Origin of the sequence: Companilactobacillus suantsaicola (assembly GCF_004745525.1) — a bacterium.
Taxonomy (GTDB): Bacteria; Bacillota; Bacilli; order Lactobacillales; family Lactobacillaceae; genus Companilactobacillus; species Companilactobacillus suantsaicola.
Genome location: NZ_RKLY01000022.1, coordinates 28,179 through 44,911, shown reverse-complemented (window position 1 = coordinate 44,911; position 16,733 = coordinate 28,179). Strand labels below are relative to the sequence as shown.

Genomic DNA, 16,733 nt, shown 5'->3' with positions numbered 1-16,733 from the left:
TTAGGTGTATATTTCTGCATAAAATCCCTCCATTACTGGGTTAACATTTTTATACTATTTTGAAATGTCAACCATATAAGGATTATCGCAGAACGCGGCCGGCACAACTTTGAGCTTTTGCATAGTGCGCAAAATCTCAAAGATTGGCCTTATCCTAAGTGCTAAAGCACTAAGGATAATTTGGCGGCTGAGCCATCACAGGACTTGTACTCCGGACTGAATTTCACGTTTATAATTTATTTGTCTTCCATTCATTTAGGAATATTACTTCTATTCTTATTTTGTACTTGAGATTTTTGTAGATTTATTGTGTTTCTGTATTTTAGATAGTGATAATAACTAGAAAAGAAATCTTATCATTTTCTATAAAAAAAACCTCTATTCTTAACAGATTTAAACTTATGTTAGTTAAGGTCTGTTTCGAATAGGGGTTATTCTTTTGTTTTAGAACCATTGTTCTTAGTTTTATAGTCAAAACGAGCTGTACAAGCCAGAAGTACCCACATAGCTACGCTTCACAAATTGCCCGCAAAGTGCGGCGTGCAATTCGTGAAGCTAGGCTATGCGTGTACTTCTAAGCGGCTTGTTCCGCTCTCTAAATGAGCTACGTAAGGGCAACTCCCTACAAGATAGTGGAACTTCCCAAACTACCCGTAAAGTTCAACGGGTAATTCGTGAAGTTCCACTATCCTCCGGGAGCTGACCGCCCTTACTCCGCTCTCTGTTCTACCAATGTTTCTCCGCTCTACTAGGTTGCTTCAAAAATGTATCTTCGTCTCCAAAGATAATATTCGTTGTGGCCTTTGCGGTGGCTTTTCTTCTTCTTGCTTCTAAATACAAGAATTGATATTTCAACTGATCTAGTTTCAGTCTAATTCTGGTTTCGTCATCTACGTCCACTGAATTATTGATCATTCTTTGTGTATTACCGATTCGTTGTTGAATTTGGTGAATATTATCTAAAAGGCGATCATCTTCCATTTTTTGAACGGATACTTTATTTCTACCAAACATGTTAAATCTCCCTGCGACCTAGTACCGCACTCTTCAAAGTCATCTCGTCTGCATATTCGATATCAGATCCAACAGCTAGTCCGTGTGCTAGTCTAGTTACTTTTATTCCAGCTGGCTTAACTAATTTGGCTAAATATTGAGCGGTTGCTTCTCCTTCTGGGGTTGCGTTGGTAGCAATTATCAACTCTTTGACGTGTTGATTTTCCTTCAAACGATTTAGTAATAACTTAATATTCAAATCTTCTGGGCCAACTCCATCTACTGGTGATAAGACCCCTCCTAGCACGTGATATAAGCCGTTGTAGCCATTCATATCATCGAGTGACATGATGTCTTTAGCTTGTTCAACTACCAAAATAGTCGACTGATCACGATTCTTATCGGCACATATGTTGCAAACATCCTCAGTGGTAATATTTCCACAAATTCGACAAGTCTTTAGATCTGTCTTAGCGGAAATTAAATTATTGGCAAATTCTTGCACTTGGTCTTTATCTAATCCAAGTGTAAAAAAAGCCATTCTGGTTGCGGTCTTACGACCGATTCCTGGTAACATCATATAACTATCAATTAATTTTGATATTGGTTCTGGATATTTCATTACATCAACCCGTTTGTGTATTTACCTAATTTTGCTTGTTTATCATTATCGACAGCTTCAAAGGCATTATTTAAAGCATCGATCAGCATATCTTGTAATGTGTCTGGATCATCTGGATCGATGATCTTTTCACTGATTGTCATATCAGCAATTTTCTTGTCACCGGTAACTTTAACTGTGACAAAATCATCAACTGACTTACCTGTGTATTCTGTCTTGTTCAATTCTTCAGTTGTTGCTTGGACTTCTTTTTGCATCTTTTGAGCTTGGCGCATAATGTTGGCCATGTTGCCACCCATTCCGCCCATATTTGGCATTCCTTTACTCATGAAAAAATCCTCCTAGTCATTTTTTATATCAACTATATCGTCACCAAATAATTTTACTGCTTCATCAACGGTGGGATCAGTTTTCTTTTTTGGTTCTTGCTTAGATTCTACTTTACCTTGATTGTTTAAATCAATATTGTTATCAATATATTCTTTTCGAATCTTAGGCCAATCGGCTTTAGGAACAAGTACTATTTGACAGTCCTTCTTCAAAAGTCGACCAGCATTATTACTTAATTCAGATAAAAATTCGGTATCATCTTGAGCCTGTTCAAACCACATTTCGTAATCGAAAGCTACGACGATGCCATCTTTTGAGGCCGCTACCGGATCAGCGACTTTCATCATAGCACGTTGGGTGATTGAAAGCATACTCATTAAATCGGGCCAAATATCTCGCGCTTCCATTAAGTCAGACTTAGTGGCACTACCGAGAACTTTGTAAATGGCCGTCTTATTGAGACGAGTGTTATTCTTCGTGCGACGATGAGTCTTTTTAACAACCGGTTTTTTAACTTCACCAGTTGCTAAATTCTTCACTTCATTTTGCAAATGTGACACTTCATCACGAAGTTTATCGATCACTTCATTGTCCACAGCTTCACTTGGTTCTTGAAGATTTGCTTGCGTTTGTGCTTGGGCAACTTTTGGTTCAGAAATCTTAACGGTCAAAATTTCCATATAAATGTCAGTTTGATTGGAATTCTTGAGATTCTTTTGAGTCGCACTGACTTGATCGACGATGTAAAACAGGCGTGCGTTATCGAATTTATCAGCAATTGCCAACAATTCTTTGGTCATAACTGACTTATCCATTTTTTCGGACAAATCGGAATCCGAATTATACAAAATTAGATTTCGACATACCCGAATAATCATCTCCGTGAATCTCAAAGCTGAGCGTCCACTGGCTAAAATTTGGTACAAACTAGTCAACGCTTCGGCCGGATTATTATCAGCGATAGCTTGCATGTATGAAGTAATCTGTTCATTACTTAAAGCACCGGTAACTTCTTGAGCATTTTTCAACGTCAATTGATCATCACCATATGATAAGGCTTGATCCAAAATACTCAAAGCATCACGCATTCCACCTTCAGCAGAGGCAGCGATAATGTTCAGTGCTTCTTCGTCAAAATCAATTTGTTTATCTTTTAAAATAAATTCCATTCGTTGCAAAATGTCTTGTTTGGAAATTCTGCGGAAATTAAAACTCTGCGTCCGAGAAATAATTGTAGCGGGAATCTTTTGCGGTTCAGTTGTCGCCAAAATGAACATGACGTTCTCAGGTGGCTCTTCCAAAGTTTTCAACAAGGCATTGAAAGCACCTTGAGAAAGCATATGAACTTCATCAATAATATAGACTTTGAACTTAGCTTCGGTTGGTGCGTACTTAACTTTGTCACGAATATCACGGATCTCTTCAACACCGTTGTTCGAAGCAGCATCGATTTCAATCACATCATTTAAACGATTCTCATTGGCAGCTTTACAAATCTCACATTCATTGCAAGGTTCGCCGTCATGTGGATTAAGGCAATTCACCGCTTTGGCTAAAATTTTGGCACAAGATGTTTTCCCAGTACCACGGGGACCACTGAATAAATACGCGTGACTGGTCATATGACTAGCGACCGCATTTCTCAAGGTTTGCGTGATGACATCTTGGCCGATTACATCAGAAAAAGTTTGGGGACGCCAAACTCGATAAAGTGCTTGATATGCCATATTTTCTCCTTTAAAAATCTAATATCTAAATTTTACCACAAGACTTTTGCCAAAGACCGTCTGGAAAAAATTACGCAAAATTTTTTGAGTAATCAAAAAAACTCCTAACCAAATTGGTTAGGAGGCTAATATACATAACAAAAGGCACATGATACACCTTACTTAGTGCTGCTTCCTTCCGGATCTGACACGATTTGTAAGAGCACCATTGCCCTAAGGCCTTGCGGCAATAACTATGATACTATAAATAAAACATTTTTGCTACTTTTTCCGGCGAATTTCCCGAAAGAAATTGCGTAATAAGTCGCCCGTTTCTTCTGCCTTAACGCCACCTAAAACCTCTGGTTGGTGATTGTAAGCCGTCTCAGCTAACAAATTATTGATTGAACCAACCGACCCAGCTTTCGGGTCACTCGCTCCAAAAATAACTTCTTCGATTCGACTATTAATGATGGCCCCAGCACACATTGGACAAGGTTCCAAAGTCACAAATAAACTCGTGTGTTCTAAACGCCAGCTACTAATCTTTTCACAGGCAGCTTCAATGGCAATGATTTCGGCATGCTTGATAGCATTTTGGGTCTCTTCACGTTCATTAGAGCCAGTCGAAATAACCTCACCAGTAGTGTTATCAACGATGACACAACCAATCGGTACTTCTCTTCTAGTCTCAGCCTTTTTAGCTTCGGCAATCGCTAGATCCATATATTGATCAATTTCTGTTTCTGAAAATATCATTTTAACTAATTAAATTGGTTACTTTCTGTTCTAAATATTGGGGAATGTTAGGAGATTTCAACTTCAATTGCTCTCTTTGTCTTTGCAGTGAGTCAAGAATTTCAACCAATTCACGAACTTGACTATCAGACAAAGTCCCCACGAATTCCATTAATTTATCATTGCCGTGTAAATATTTGTCGACCATACTTTCCAATTTTTCACGGTCTTTTTTAATCGAGCGGTTCTTTAAAAAATGAATCAATGCATAAATTGCTAAAAATAGTCCTGCTGAAACTACAGATAAAATTGATACGATTAAAATTTTCTTCTTCATATGTAAACGCCTCCAACAAGAATATAACATACTGCGCAAATTTTTAAATCAATTTACTTTTCAAAATATAATAACCCTTTGCCCGCGTGACGATTTCAACGTTTCCAAAAGTTTCATCCATCAACTTTTTAGCCGAAGGTGCACCCTGTTTCTTTTGCAAGACAATCCACAATTCACCGTTTTTGAGCAAGTGATCTTTCGCCTGTTGCAAAATAGCCATCACGACTGCTTTACCAGCGCGGACTGGCGGATTTGATACAACTAGAGCATAGTTTTCTTGAACATTTTTGTAAACATCCGATTCGAAAATATCGACATTCTTAATGTTGTTATTTTCAGCATTTTGCTTAGCTAGATCCAACGCTCTTAAATTAACATCAACCATCGTCACCGTCCGACTAGTTTGTTCTTTAGCCAAGGCTAAACCGATTGGTCCATATCCACAACCGACATCCAAAATATTACCTTCAGGAACATTTTGAAAATCAATTGCATCGATCAAAACTCTAGAGCCGTAATCAATTGTTTGGCGTGAGAAAACTCCACTGTCAGAAATAAAATGTAAATTATGCTTTCTCAAAGTGAAATCGAATTTTTTTAACTCATGTTCTAGATCAGGCGTATTGTCAAAATATTGATTAGCCATAAGTTTCCCCTTTCCTCTATTTGAGGGTAAAAAAAAATCCTCTTACGAGGATTAATTTTAACATAAAGTTATTACTTCAATGTAACTGTTGCACCAACAGCTTCAAGTTTAGCCTTCATGTCGTCAGCGTCAGCCTTAGCAACGCCTTCCTTGATAACCTTAGGAGCACCATCAACAAGGTCCTTTGAGTCCTTCAAGCCAAGTCCTGTGATACCACGAACTTCCTTGATAACCTTAACCTTTTCTTGACCTGCTTCTGTAAGTTCAACATCAAATGAGTCTTTTTCAGCAGCAGCGTCTCCACCAGCAGCACCGGCAGCAGCAACTGGAGCAGCAGCCTTAACATCAAATTCTTCTTCAATAGCCTTAACAAGGTCGTTAAGTTCTAGAATTGAAGCATCTTTTAAATCATCAATAATCTTTTGTGTATCTAAAGCCATTATTGTATCCTCCAAATATTATGAGTTTTTTTTAAATTAAATTAAGCTTCTTGGCCTTCGTCTTCTTTATCTGCGATTGCCTTAACAACCATAGCAAAGTCACGAACAGGAGCTTGTAATACAGATACCAACATAGATAGCAAGCCATCTCTGTCTGGTAGTGTTGCAAGTTCTTGAATTTCTTCAAGAGAAGCAGCTTTACCTTCGATGATTCCACCCTTGATTTCAACGGATTCAACATCTTTGGCAAACTTAGCAGCTACTTTAGCAGGTCCAACAGGATCTTCTTCAGAATAAGCGATAGCTGTTGGTCCAACGAAGAACTTCTCTAGACCTTCAACACCAGCTTTTTCAGCTGCACGTCTCAAGATTGTATTCTTAACAACTTGCATAGTAGCATTTTGTTCACGTAATTCGGCACGCATTTCTGTTGCTTGTTCAACAGTTAGACCCAAGTAGTCAACAACGATAACTGACTTTGCGCCTGTAAGTTGCTTAGCAATTTCATCAACTTGTGCTTGTTTTTGTGCTAATACTTCTTGCTTCATTATTACGTTTCACCTCCACAATTTTTTAGTTAATATCTACAAATTAGGGTTAAAAATAATAAAATCTCTGTGCCCAAAGGACACAGAGATTAAGTGAAATAATCTTCTGGCCTCGGCAGGATATTAAGACTTTCATCACCTGAGTCTTCGGTAGAAATCAACTATACTAATTTATCATTATTTTGGTTATTAGTCAACATTAAGCGTTAATTTTTAGACCAGGTCCAAATGTAGATGTCAAGTTAACACTTGTTACATAATTACCTTTAAGTGATGCAGGACGGGCTTTAACAATAGCACCGTAGAAGGCATCAAAGTTTTGTGTGATCTTTTCTGTATCGAATGACAACTTACCAATTGGTGCGTGAATCAAACCATTTGGATCTACACGGTATGTAACTTGTCCGGCTTTAATATCATTAACAGCCTTTGTAACATCCATTGTAACTGTACCTGTCTTAGGGTTTGGCATCAAACCTTTAGGTCCAAGAACACGACCTAGACGACCAACTTTAGCCATCATAGGTGGTGTAGCAACGGCAACATCAAAGTCTAACCAACCGTCTTGGATCTTTTCAACAAGATCATCTGAACCAACAACATCAGCACCGGCTGCTTCTGCATCCTTTGCTTGTTGTCCTTCAGCGAAGACGATAACCTTTTGTGACTTACCAGTACCGTTAGGTAGGACAAGAGCACCACGAATTTGTTGATCAGCTTGCTTAGGATCTACATCCAAGTTGATGGCAACTTCAACAGTTGCATCAAATTTGGCATAGTTAACCTTCTTAAGTAAGTCAACAGCTTCTTCTGCAGTGTACTTCTTGTTTTTATCAACTTGTTTCATTGCTTCTAAATATTTTTTTCCATGCTTAGCCATGCTAAGTTCCTCCTTGCTTTGTGGTCTTTGCGAAGAATTTAAATTTTCTCCTCCCACTTGTTAAGAATGCTTTCACACTCTTTGTAAACTGCTCAATCTAGTCTTTTACTTTACTTCAAAGCCCATACTTCTTGCAGTACCAGCAACCATACGCATTGCAGATTCAACACTAGCAGCGTTTAGGTCTTTCATCTTGGTTTCAGCAATTTCGCGAACTTGGTCTTCAGTAACAGTGGCAACCTTGTTTGTGTTAGGTTCGCCAGAGCCCTTTTCAACGCCAGCAGCTTTCTTCAATAGAACAGCAGCTGGTGGTGTCTTAGTAACGAAATCGAATGAACGATCTTCATATACTGAGATAACAACAGGGATAATCATACCCTTTTGATCTTGTGTACGCGCATTGAAGTCCTTTGTAAAGGCAACAATGTTAATTCCAGCTTGTCCTAGTGCAGGACCAACTGGAGGAGCTGGAGTAGCCTGTCCAGCAGGGATTTGTAATTTTACTACGTTAGCAACTTTTTTAGCCACGGTGCATACCTCCTTGTTCCGTGATGTGGTCATGATGAGAATGAAAATTTTCTCTCCCACATGTATGTGTCAAAAACATACCGTTATATAGTAGCACGGTCTACTAGTCTTAGCAATAACTATTTTTGCTTTTCAACTGATGTGAAGTCAACTTCAGCAGAAGTCATACGACCAAACATATCAACGTCAACTTTAAGTTTTCTATGTTCATCATCAATTTCAGTGATTTTACCAGTTGTATCAGTGAAAGCACCATCAGTGATCTTAACAGTTTCGCCAATTTCGAAGTCAGATGGTTTGTTTGCGCTCATACCATATTGCTTCATGATGTTGTCAATTTCTTCAGGTAATAATGGTGCAGGTTTACTACCAGAACCGTGACTGCCGACAAATCCGGTAACACCTGGTGTATTACGAACGATAAACCATGATTCATCACTCATAACCATTTGTACTAAAACGTAACCAGGGAAAGTTTTTTCCATTTCTTTCTTTTCTTTACCGTTCTTCATTTTTGTTTCTTCTTCTTCAGGAACAACTGCTTGGAAAATGTAATCTTCCATACCCATTGATTGGGCACGTGATTCGAGATTTTCCTTAACTTTATTTTCATATCCTGAATAGGTATGTAGAACATACCATTGTTTTTCGCCAGCTTCAGCCATAATTTCCTCCAAAAAAATCAAAATAAAAAAACTCCGAACCACAGTCGAAGTTTTTCCTATTGCTAATATCATAGCAAATTTCTTACACACTTACAAACTATTTACCACCCATGATAAATTTCTGTAGTAATGTAAGTAATCCCCAGTCAACTAATGCAAAGAAGACTGCGTACATTAATGATGTAGCGATAACTGTCCATGTATCGCGTCTGTTTTCTTTAAATGTAGGCCAAACAACTAATTTCATTTCTTTTTTGACACTACCAAAAAATTTAAATAACTTCATGTATTCCTCCGCGATTATCTAGTTTCTTTATGTAATGTATGCTTACCACAGTGCTTACAGAACTTCTTTACTTCCAAGCGCTCTGTTCTACTAGGGTTTTCAGTAATTGTGTAGTTACGTGAACCACAAACTGTACAAGCTAGTGCAACTTTTCTTAATCCCATGTTTATCTCCAAACACAATTAATATCTTAATCTTACTAATTGTAAACTCTCAAACATGAATTGTCCATTGCAAACTCATGACAAATATTTATCTAGTCTTCTTCTTGATCTTCTAATTTTCTTAATTTACTTTTACAACGTGCAATTGCGCGTTTAAGTTTTCTCTTTTCAAGTTTAGTTTTCTTTCGGACCGTCTCAGCAGAAATGCCTCCTAATTCAATTTGAAAACCAATTAGCTCAAGGCGACTGAATTTAGGAATAGCTTTTTTTATTTCACTAATAAATTCAACTGAATTATCTTCCGAAACCTTCAACTTATCAAGTTTTCCACTTCTAATTACAGTCTCAATATTTGTTGTTTGCTGATTAGCTTTTCGCTTAGCTGCACTTTCTTTTCTAATCAAATCGATCATATGATTCGTAAATCTCATTTTATAAAAACTGCCGAACTTGGAACCATTACTGCCATCGTAATTTAGACATGTTACAAAACAAACTGAATAAGCTTCTTGATACCAATCGCTGCGCTCAAAACCTTCAATAAAGTACTGGCCATATAAGTTATCGATCATTGGTCGATACTTTTGAACCAATAAATTTAGTGCATCTGAATCTCGATATAGTTTAACTTGTTTAATCCATTCTGCTTCGGCTGTCATTCAAATGTTTAGATAATAACTTTGCACTTTGAAAATACCATATAAACCAGTCGTTTTTAAGCGAACGTATGTTTACAACAAATTAAATAGCCTAACGAAAAATAATTCGTTAAGCTATTGTTTATAATTTTTATACTTTAATTATTGCGTGACGCAAATGCTTGATACAACAGGATTCCAGTTGCTACAGAGGCATTTAAACTTTGGACATGTCCGACCATCGGAATATTCAAAGTTTGGTCAGCTTGTTTCAAAACTAGTGGTGAAATTCCTTTGCCTTCGTTACCAATGATCAAAGCGACTGCTCCCTTGGCATTCCAGTTACGGTAATTGTCACCTTCCATTGCGGTTCCAAAGACCCAGACGTTACGTTTCTTCAAATCTTTGATGGTATTAACCAAATTAGTCACGCGCACAACTGGCACGTGTTCAATAGCACCGGTTGAAGTCTTAGCAACCGTTGAAGTTAAACCTGTTGAGCGATGCTTAGGTACGATAATTCCATCAACACCAACGGCATCAGCTGTCCGCATAATCGAACCGAGGTTATGAGGATCTTCAATCTTATCCAGAATTAAAATAAAGGGATCAGTCCCCTTCTTTTCAGCACTCTTGAAGATGTCTTCCATTTCGGCGTATTGATAAGGAGCCACATAAGCTGCCATCCCTTGATGGTTACCACCGTTACTAATATCATCCAATTTGTTCTTAGGAACTTCTTGAACGATCAAGCGGTCACGTTTAGCCAACTTGATAGCTTCAGCGATGTGTTCACTAGAAAGTCCTTTTTGAACTAATACTTTGTTAACACGTTGATCAGCAGTAGCGGACTTCAATAATTCAAGTACTGAATGCACACCATAAACTAATTCATTATCTTCTAAATTATTATTGTTACGTTTATTCGAATTTGCGGTCATCTGCTTCACCTGTTTCCACTTCATTTATGCACCATTGTGCTAGTTCTTGAACTCGTTTTTTGTCACCTGTGATATCTAAATAACCAAATAAGGCTTCAAAACCAGTCGACATGTGATAAGTTACGACACTGGTATTTTTAGCTTTGGTATATTTTTTAGCATTACGGCCATTTTTGTAAATTCTAACTTCTTCTTCAGACAAAATTTCTTTGTCGAGCATCAAAGTGATCAATGATGCTTGAGCTTTGGCTGAAACGTAATGTTTAGCTTGTTTTTGTAATTCGTTAACTTTGGTAATATCTTTACCCATCAAATGTTCACGAATAAATACTTCATAAACGGCATCGCCCAAATAAGCTAGCGCCACGCCGTTAAATTGTTTCACATCAGTCATTAATATGCCACCGTGTTCCTTGTGGTGTATCTTCGAGGATTACACCCATTTCTTTTAGTTGGTCACGTAATTTATCACTCGTGGCAAAATCTTTGTCAGCGCGCGCTTGATCACGTTTATCGACCATTTCTTGAATCTCTTCTGAAAGGTCTTGTTGATTGTCCAAGTTGATTCCGAGAATACTTGTCAAATCAGCCATAGCTTTTAGGATAACATTTACAGCATTTTTAGCAACTGTATCTCTTGTTGAATAGTTGTTGGCAAAACTGACCAAATTGAAAATTTCCGTCAAACCATTTTGAACGTTGAAATCGTCATTCATCGCCGTCTTAAAGTCTTCAGTGATTTGGTTAACTTGAGTATTTACCTCGTTATCATCGCCAGTCTTAGCATCATCTAATCTAAATTTCAAATTGTTGTAAGCTGTCTTGATCTTATCCAAATTATCGGCAGCTTTTTGAAGATTAGCTTGCGAGTATTCGAGTGGTCGACGATAGTGAGTTGATGAAAGGAAGAATCGTAAAACTTGTGGATTCGTCTTTTGCACAAGATCATGAACCGTCACAAAATTGCCCAAAGATTTACTCATCTTCTCATTGTTTTCAACTGTCACAAATCCATTGTGCATCCAGTAGTTGACAAACTTCTTACCCGTCTTAGCTTCACTTTGAGCGATTTCATTTTCATGGTGAGGGAACTCTAAGTCTTGGCCACCACCGTGAATATCAAAAGTATCACCTAGGTATTTTGTCGACATAACTGAACACTCGATGTGCCAACCAGGACGACCTTCACCCCATGGTGAATCCCATTTGATTTCACCTGGCTTAGCTTTTTTCCACAACACAAAGTCAATTGGATCTTGTTTTTTGGCGAATTCAGTTTCACCGATATGTTCACTGGCACCTTCAACTAATTGGTCGATATTCTGGTCAGACAATTCACCGTAGTGTTTGAACTTTCTAGCCCGATAGAAAACATCCCCATCAGATTCATAGGCATAACCTTTCTCAATCAAAACTTTGACGAAATCAATAATGTCTTGAATGTTATCAGTAGCTCGGGGATTAATTGTTGCCTTTTGAACATTGATTGCAGCAATATCCTCATAGAAAGCTTTGATAAACCGATCAGCGACTTCAGGAACGGTAATACCCTCACGATTGGCTTCTTTGATCATTTTGTCATCAACATCAGTAAAGTTAGAAACAAATTTCACTTTGTATCCTAAGAATTCTAAATAACGACGAACGGTATCAAAAGCCACGATGGAACGGGCATTTCCGATGTGAATATAGTTATACACGGTTGGTCCACAGACGTACATATTAACTTGATTAGGTGTTATTGGTTTAAATTCTTCTTTTTCACGGGTCAATGTATTGAAAATCTTCAACATAATCTTCACCTATATAAAAAAGAGCTTGGAGGCAAACTAAGTTTTCCTTCAACCTCTTTTTCTTTTCTTTATTTTTTGTTGCTTTGGCTTGCCGTCCGAAAGGACAAAACCGATTTTGGCTGGAACGTGGTGAGCACGACTTGAAACTACCGCAAAGTGCGCGGCATTTCCAAGCTCGGCCTTTTACGTAAGCGCTAAAGCGCTAAGTAAAACTTCACCACTGAGCCAATCGGTTTTGTCCTTCCGAACTAGATAGTAATTCTTTTTGAATATCCTCTATTCACTAAAAACATTCTATCCTATTCTAACAAAAATTAGCTTTAGTTCATTTCTGATAAAGTCTTATCGATATTTGCAAGAGCTTGTTTCTTACCGAACAATTCGATTGTTTCAGCAATTGCTGGACCGTGCATTGTTCTTGTTGTAGCAATTCTTGCTGGCATATAGAGTTTTCTACCTTTAACACCAGTGTCAGCTCTAACTGATTGAATTGCATCCATGATTTGTGCGGCTGTGAAGCGTGGTAGGTTTTCTAACTTACCTTTTAGATCTTCAATAGCTGCTTTGGCATCATCGTCTGCTAATTCTTTTTGTTCGTCATCTGTTAGGTGTTCTGGTTGATTGAAGAAGACATCTGCTAGGTCAACGATTTGTTGTGTATATGACATTTGTGGCATGTATAGTTCTGTTAAATGTCTTACCCATTGGATTTCGTCAGTTGATGGATCTTCTGATACTCGTTTGGCTTCAATCAAGTTTGCTAAGACTAGGTCAGTGATTTCACTAACGTCAGCGTGCTTAACATATTGGTTGTTGACCCATTCGAGTTTCTTTTGGTCGAATTTAGCAGGTGATTTGCTCAAACGGTGTTCGTCAAAGATCTTGATGAATTGTTTGCGTGTGAACAATTCGTCTTCACCGACCGGTGACCAACCTAGTAAAGTGATGAAGTTGAACATAGCTTCTGGCAAGTAACCTAATTCACGATATTGTTCGATGAATTGAAGGATTGATTCGTCACGTTTACTCAACTTCTTACCTGTTTCAGTGTTGATGATCAATGTCATATGACCGAATTTTGGAGCTTCCCAGCCTAAAGCATCATAAATCATCAATTGTTTTGGTGTGTTAGCAACGTGATCATCACCACGAAGAACATGACTGATTTCCATCAAATGGTCATCAATAACAACCGCAAAGTTGTAAGTTGGCATACCGTCACGCTTTTGGATAACCCAATCGCCACCGATAGTGTCTGAACCAATGGAAACTTTACCTTTAACGATATCGTCCCATTCATAGTTCTTACCAACTGGTACGTGGAATCTAACAACTGGTTGTAAACCTTTGTCTTCAGCTTCTTTGATCTTAGCGGCCTTTTCTTCTTCAGACATGCCTTCGAATTCGTATTCGTAATGAGGCATTTGACCATGAGCTTCTTGGTCTTCACGCATTTGTGTTAGTTGTTCTTCAGTCAGATATGATTTGTAAGCTAGACCTTTTTCAAGTAATTCATCGATGTATTTTTGATAAATTTCTTTTCTTTCTGATTGACGATATGGACCATAGTCACCACCGACATCTGGACCTTCATCCCAATCAACACCAAGCCATTTAAGGTTTTCTAGTTGACTCTTTGTTCCACCTTTAACGTTTCTCTTTGTATCTGTATCCTCGATACGGATTACGAATGTACCTTTGTGACTACGTGCAAATAGGTAGTTAAAGATAGCTGTTCTAGCGTTTCCAATGTGCAAGTGACCTGTTGGACTTGGTGCATATCTTACACGAATTTTGTTATCTGACTTTTTTGCCATTTCTATGTTCTCCCCTTTTATTTCTTGAGTTGTTTTTATTCGAAGTCCGATTGCCATTATTGCGGTTACGGTTGCCATTGTTATGGTTGTTGTTTCCGTTATGGTTATTGGAATTCTCCTTGGCACTACTCTTTTCCTGGATACCATGCATTGAATGCTTAGGCTTTGCAAATATCATTTTACCAGCATCAGTTTGCAATGCACTAGTTACGACGATTTCAACTTCTTTATTGATGAAGTATTTACCTTCTTCAACAACAACCATTGTACCGTCCTCTAGGTATGCGACACCTTGCTCTCTTTCAGTACCCTCTTTAATAACTTTAACAGTCATTGCCTCGCCTGGCAAAACCATTGGTTTCAAGACTTTGGCTAATTCGTTAATGTTAAGTACTTGAACATTTTGAAATTCACTTACCTTACTTAAATTATAATCATTTGTGATGACAGCACCACCGATTTCTTTAGCTAATTTAAGCAATTTCATATCCACTTCTGGAATATTATCATAATCACGCGTCGTAGTTGTGTAATTGATACCTTTATCCATTTTCATTTCATTCAAAATATCAAGTCCACGGCGACCACGTTCGCGTTTTTGATTATCACTAGAATCTGAAATCAGTTGCAACTCGTGCACTACGAAATCAGGAATCATCAGTTTTCCTTCCAAAAAGCCCGTGTGAGCTAGTTGGTGAATCCGACCATCAATTACAACTGAAGTATCCAAAATTTTGTATGGATAATATTCCTTCTTGTTGCTGCGACGAGTGACTTCCCCTTCAGATGCTAACTCTTCACTTTTTTCCGTCGTATTCTTGGTGTTGCGCTTAGTGATTGAGAAGTTACTCCAATCATTACGACGACTAGTTCCCATTCGAAAACCGATCCAACCAAAGACAATCATCAGAATGACCGGGATAACATTTGAAAACATGTTACTCATCATATAGAACGGAATGGAAATAACATTGGCTAAAACTAAACCACCAATCAAAAATCCAGCTCCGTAAATGATCCAACCTGGTGAGCGAGAGTTCAAATACTTCTCGATTCTTTGGTTCAAATTTATAATTGGTTTAACAAATAAGAACGACAATAAATAAAATATGATACCACCAATAAGTCCGTCAAAATAGCCGTTGTTAATAAAAGCAATTCCTGCTAAACCTGTCATTTCCCACAAGATTGGCAAAGCGCTAATTCCGACCGCAATACCAAAGAGTGCAAAAATTATGTTAATTACTATCTTTCGCATAAATACCTCCTAGTTAAAAATTTTGTTCATTGCATCAGACACTGTGCTGACACCGATAATTTTAATTTTATTATCTTTTGACCAATCTCCCAGATTATTCTTAGGAACGAAGATCCGTTTGAAGCCTAACTTTTCAGCTTCGTTGACTCTTTGATCGATTCTATTGACCCGACGGATCTCTCCAGTCAGACCGACTTCACCAACAAAACAGTCAGCTGCGGGAATTCCCCGATTCTTATAACTGGAAGCAATCGACATCGCTAAGGCTAAATCAATTGCCGGTTCATCCAACTTAACTCCACCTGTCGATTTCAAATAAGCATCTTGATTTTGTAACATCAAATTGCCACGTTTCTCAAGCACTGCCATGATCACAGAAACACGATTATGATCTAATCCGGTTGCCGTTCTCTTGGCATTTCCGAAAATGGTTGGGGTTATTAAAGATTGAATTTCAACTAAAATTGGTCGTGTTCCTTCCATTGAAACAACAACTGCAGAACCATTCGTATCAGCTAAACGCTCCTCTAAGAAAATCTCTGAAGGATTAGTTACTTCCACCAAACCCTTAGTTCTCATCTCAAAAATACCGATCTCGTTAGTTGAACCAAAACGGTTTTTAACTGAACGTAAAATTCGATAACTGTGATGCGTGTCGCCTTCAAAATAAAGCACCGTATCAACCATGTGCTCCAAAATCTTAGGACCAGCAATGGCACCACCTTTAGTCACGTGTCCGACAACAAAAACGGTGATATTGTCTTGTTTGGCAATATTCATCAATTCAGCGGTGACTTCTCGTATCTGGGAAATACTGCCGACTGCCGAAGTGATCTCTGGCTCATCCATCGTCTGAACAGAATCGATGATCAAATAATCAGGTTTCATATCAGCTATCGTTTGACGGATGTAACTCATATCAGTCTGAGGGTAGAGATACAAATTCTTGCCAGTGATACCAAGACGGTCAGCGCGCATCTTAATTTGTGACGCACTTTCTTCACCAGATACATATAATACTTTACCACCAGTTTTAGCAAGTTGCCCTGAAACTTGGGTCAAAAGGGTCGATTTACCAATTCCTGGATCTCCACCAATCAAAATAAGTGATCCCGGTACGATACCGCCTCCGAGCACCCGATTCAATTCTGACAGTTCAGTTTTAACTCGCGGTTCTTTTTCAAAGGAGACCTTATCAATACTGACCGGCTTAGATTCCAAATCACTCACACGACGGCTAGGTGTAGCTTTGGCCTTAACTGATTCTGGTTGGTCGACTTCTTCGACCATTTGATTCCAAGCTCCACAATTAGGGCAGCGTCCTAAATATCTGGGTGACACGTAGCCACAATTTTGACATACGAATTTTGTTTTTGCTTTAGCCAATAAAATAGTTCCTTTCT

21 protein-coding genes, 1 other RNA gene and 1 other annotated feature are annotated in these 16,733 nt (G+C 38.2%); all 22 genes read right to left on the bottom strand.

The window, feature by feature from the left end; translation table 11 throughout:
* Positions 1-726: 726 nt before the first annotated feature.
* The 22 genes from EGT49_RS08830 to radA all read right to left on the bottom strand — a co-directional run bounded on the left by EGT49_RS08830 (position 727) and on the right by radA (position 16,716).
* Positions 727-1,014: a YaaL family protein gene (locus EGT49_RS08830; protein ID WP_135373548.1), complete on the bottom strand. Its 288-nt coding sequence runs from the start codon at positions 1,012-1,014 to the stop codon at positions 727-729.
* Position 1,015: 1 nt separating this feature from the next.
* Positions 1,016-1,615 carry a recombination mediator RecR gene (recR, locus tag EGT49_RS08825; protein ID WP_135373546.1) on the bottom strand — a complete coding sequence of 200 codons (600 nt, stop codon included), beginning with the start codon at positions 1,613-1,615 and terminating at the stop codon, positions 1,016-1,018.
* On the bottom strand, positions 1,615-1,923 hold the full coding sequence (locus tag EGT49_RS08820) for a YbaB/EbfC family nucleoid-associated protein (protein WP_218960995.1): 309 nt from the start codon (positions 1,921-1,923) through the stop codon (positions 1,615-1,617). The genes recR and EGT49_RS08820 overlap by 1 nt, the downstream gene beginning before the upstream one ends.
* Positions 1,924-1,956: 33 nt before the next feature.
* Positions 1,957-3,672, bottom strand: coding sequence for a DNA polymerase III subunit gamma/tau (gene dnaX / locus EGT49_RS08815; RefSeq protein WP_135373543.1), 1,716 nt, complete (start codon positions 3,670-3,672; stop codon positions 1,957-1,959).
* A 135-nt stretch (positions 3,673-3,807) separates the two neighbouring features.
* Positions 3,808-3,890, bottom strand: an RNA gene (ffs, locus tag EGT49_RS08810) — signal recognition particle sRNA small type.
* A gap of 43 nt (positions 3,891-3,933) precedes the next feature.
* A complete protein-coding gene (locus EGT49_RS08805; protein WP_167849811.1) occupies positions 3,934-4,410 on the bottom strand; it encodes a nucleoside deaminase in 477 nt (158 codons plus the stop codon).
* Position 4,411: 1 nt separating this feature from the next.
* Entirely contained in the window at positions 4,412-4,726 is a 315-nt protein-coding gene (locus EGT49_RS08800; protein WP_135373542.1) for a hypothetical protein, read from the bottom strand.
* A 43-nt stretch (positions 4,727-4,769) separates the two neighbouring features.
* Positions 4,770-5,372: a class I SAM-dependent methyltransferase gene (locus EGT49_RS08795; protein ID WP_135373540.1), complete on the bottom strand. Its 603-nt coding sequence runs from the start codon at positions 5,370-5,372 to the stop codon at positions 4,770-4,772.
* Positions 5,373-5,443: 71 nt separating this feature from the next.
* Positions 5,444-5,812 (bottom strand): 50S ribosomal protein L7/L12, encoded by a 369-nt coding sequence (gene rplL / locus EGT49_RS08790; protein WP_057867318.1) that lies wholly within the window; start codon positions 5,810-5,812, stop codon positions 5,444-5,446.
* A 41-nt stretch (positions 5,813-5,853) separates the two neighbouring features.
* Positions 5,854-6,360 (bottom strand): 50S ribosomal protein L10, encoded by a 507-nt coding sequence (gene rplJ, locus EGT49_RS08785; protein ID WP_135373539.1) that lies wholly within the window; start codon positions 6,358-6,360, stop codon positions 5,854-5,856.
* A 49-nt stretch (positions 6,361-6,409) separates the two neighbouring features.
* Positions 6,410-6,529, bottom strand: a sequence feature (ribosomal protein L10 leader region).
* Positions 6,530-6,559: 30 nt separating this feature from the next.
* Positions 6,560-7,240, bottom strand: a complete 681-nt coding sequence (gene rplA / locus EGT49_RS08780) for a 50S ribosomal protein L1 (protein ID WP_135373537.1) — start codon at positions 7,238-7,240, stop codon at positions 6,560-6,562.
* Between the two features lie 105 nt (positions 7,241-7,345).
* Positions 7,346-7,768: a 50S ribosomal protein L11 gene (rplK, locus tag EGT49_RS08775; RefSeq protein ID WP_010018673.1), complete on the bottom strand. Its 423-nt coding sequence runs from the start codon at positions 7,766-7,768 to the stop codon at positions 7,346-7,348.
* A gap of 119 nt (positions 7,769-7,887) precedes the next feature.
* Positions 7,888-8,433: a transcription termination/antitermination protein NusG gene (nusG, locus tag EGT49_RS08770; RefSeq protein ID WP_135373536.1), complete on the bottom strand. Its 546-nt coding sequence runs from the start codon at positions 8,431-8,433 to the stop codon at positions 7,888-7,890.
* A gap of 97 nt (positions 8,434-8,530) precedes the next feature.
* Entirely contained in the window at positions 8,531-8,719 is a 189-nt protein-coding gene (secE, locus tag EGT49_RS08765; protein ID WP_135373535.1) for a preprotein translocase subunit SecE, read from the bottom strand.
* A 14-nt stretch (positions 8,720-8,733) separates the two neighbouring features.
* Complete coding sequence (rpmG, locus tag EGT49_RS08760) at positions 8,734-8,883, bottom strand: 50S ribosomal protein L33 (protein ID WP_082330626.1); 150 nt, start codon at positions 8,881-8,883, stop codon at positions 8,734-8,736.
* Positions 8,884-8,975: 92 nt separating this feature from the next.
* Entirely contained in the window at positions 8,976-9,542 is a 567-nt protein-coding gene (locus EGT49_RS08755) for a sigma-70 RNA polymerase sigma factor region 4 domain-containing protein (RefSeq protein WP_135373533.1), read from the bottom strand.
* A 137-nt stretch (positions 9,543-9,679) separates the two neighbouring features.
* On the bottom strand, positions 9,680-10,462 hold the full coding sequence (gene rlmB / locus EGT49_RS08750; RefSeq protein ID WP_179949629.1) for a 23S rRNA (guanosine(2251)-2'-O)-methyltransferase RlmB: 783 nt from the start codon (positions 10,460-10,462) through the stop codon (positions 9,680-9,682).
* On the bottom strand, positions 10,443-10,856 hold the full coding sequence (locus EGT49_RS08745; RefSeq protein ID WP_135373532.1) for a Mini-ribonuclease 3: 414 nt from the start codon (positions 10,854-10,856) through the stop codon (positions 10,443-10,445). Before EGT49_RS08745 ends, rlmB begins: the two co-directional genes overlap by 20 nt.
* Positions 10,849-12,255 (bottom strand): cysteine--tRNA ligase, encoded by a 1,407-nt coding sequence (gene cysS / locus EGT49_RS08740; protein ID WP_135373531.1) that lies wholly within the window; start codon positions 12,253-12,255, stop codon positions 10,849-10,851. The genes EGT49_RS08745 and cysS overlap by 8 nt, the downstream gene beginning before the upstream one ends.
* A 320-nt stretch (positions 12,256-12,575) precedes the next feature.
* Complete coding sequence (gltX, locus tag EGT49_RS08735) at positions 12,576-14,072, bottom strand: glutamate--tRNA ligase (RefSeq protein ID WP_135373529.1); 1,497 nt, start codon at positions 14,070-14,072, stop codon at positions 12,576-12,578.
* Positions 14,053-15,330: a PIN/TRAM domain-containing protein gene (locus tag EGT49_RS08730; protein WP_135373527.1), complete on the bottom strand. Its 1,278-nt coding sequence runs from the start codon at positions 15,328-15,330 to the stop codon at positions 14,053-14,055. The genes gltX and EGT49_RS08730 overlap by 20 nt, the downstream gene beginning before the upstream one ends.
* 9 nt (positions 15,331-15,339) lie before the next feature.
* Positions 15,340-16,716: a DNA repair protein RadA gene (gene radA / locus EGT49_RS08725; protein ID WP_135373525.1), complete on the bottom strand. Its 1,377-nt coding sequence runs from the start codon at positions 16,714-16,716 to the stop codon at positions 15,340-15,342.
* Positions 16,717-16,733: the final 17 nt, after the last annotated feature.

Excerpts from the sequence above, each read along its gene's own strand:
- EGT49_RS08805 (WP_167849811.1), bottom strand. The coding sequence starts at position 4,410 with ATGATATTTTCAGAAACAGAAATTGATCAATATATGGATCTAGCGATT.
- rplL (WP_057867318.1), bottom strand. The coding sequence starts at position 5,812 with ATGGCTTTAGATACACAAAAGATTATTGATGATTTAAAAGATGCTTCA.
- EGT49_RS08755 (WP_135373533.1), bottom strand. The coding sequence starts at position 9,542 with ATGACAGCCGAAGCAGAATGGATTAAACAAGTTAAACTATATCGAGAT.
- EGT49_RS08745 (WP_135373532.1), bottom strand. The coding sequence starts at position 10,856 with ATGACTGATGTGAAACAATTTAACGGCGTGGCGCTAGCTTATTTGGGC.
- EGT49_RS08830 (WP_135373548.1), bottom strand. The coding sequence starts at position 1,014 with ATGTTTGGTAGAAATAAAGTATCCGTTCAAAAAATGGAAGATGATCGC.
- secE (WP_135373535.1), bottom strand. The coding sequence starts at position 8,719 with ATGAAGTTATTTAAATTTTTTGGTAGTGTCAAAAAAGAAATGAAATTA.
- nusG (WP_135373536.1), bottom strand. The coding sequence starts at position 8,433 with ATGGCTGAAGCTGGCGAAAAACAATGGTATGTTCTACATACCTATTCA.
- EGT49_RS08795 (WP_135373540.1), bottom strand. The coding sequence starts at position 5,372 with ATGGCTAATCAATATTTTGACAATACGCCTGATCTAGAACATGAGTTA.
- dnaX (WP_135373543.1), bottom strand. The coding sequence starts at position 3,672 with ATGGCATATCAAGCACTTTATCGAGTTTGGCGTCCCCAAACTTTTTCT.
- rplA (WP_135373537.1), bottom strand. The coding sequence starts at position 7,240 with ATGGCTAAGCATGGAAAAAAATATTTAGAAGCAATGAAACAAGTTGAT.
- rplJ (WP_135373539.1), bottom strand. The coding sequence starts at position 6,360 with ATGAAGCAAGAAGTATTAGCACAAAAACAAGCACAAGTTGATGAAATT.
- EGT49_RS08800 (WP_135373542.1), bottom strand. The coding sequence starts at position 4,726 with ATGAAGAAGAAAATTTTAATCGTATCAATTTTATCTGTAGTTTCAGCA.
- EGT49_RS08730 (WP_135373527.1), bottom strand. The coding sequence starts at position 15,330 with ATGCGAAAGATAGTAATTAACATAATTTTTGCACTCTTTGGTATTGCG.
- recR (WP_135373546.1), bottom strand. The coding sequence starts at position 1,615 with ATGAAATATCCAGAACCAATATCAAAATTAATTGATAGTTATATGATG.
- EGT49_RS08820 (WP_218960995.1), bottom strand. The coding sequence starts at position 1,923 with ATGGGCGGAATGGGTGGCAACATGGCCAACATTATGCGCCAAGCTCAA.
- rpmG (WP_082330626.1), bottom strand. The coding sequence starts at position 8,883 with ATGGGATTAAGAAAAGTTGCACTAGCTTGTACAGTTTGTGGTTCACGT.
- cysS (WP_135373531.1), bottom strand. The coding sequence starts at position 12,255 with ATGTTGAAGATTTTCAATACATTGACCCGTGAAAAAGAAGAATTTAAA.
- rlmB (WP_179949629.1), bottom strand. The coding sequence starts at position 10,462 with ATGACCGCAAATTCGAATAAACGTAACAATAATAATTTAGAAGATAAT.
- gltX (WP_135373529.1), bottom strand. The coding sequence starts at position 14,072 with ATGGCAAAAAAGTCAGATAACAAAATTCGTGTAAGATATGCACCAAGT.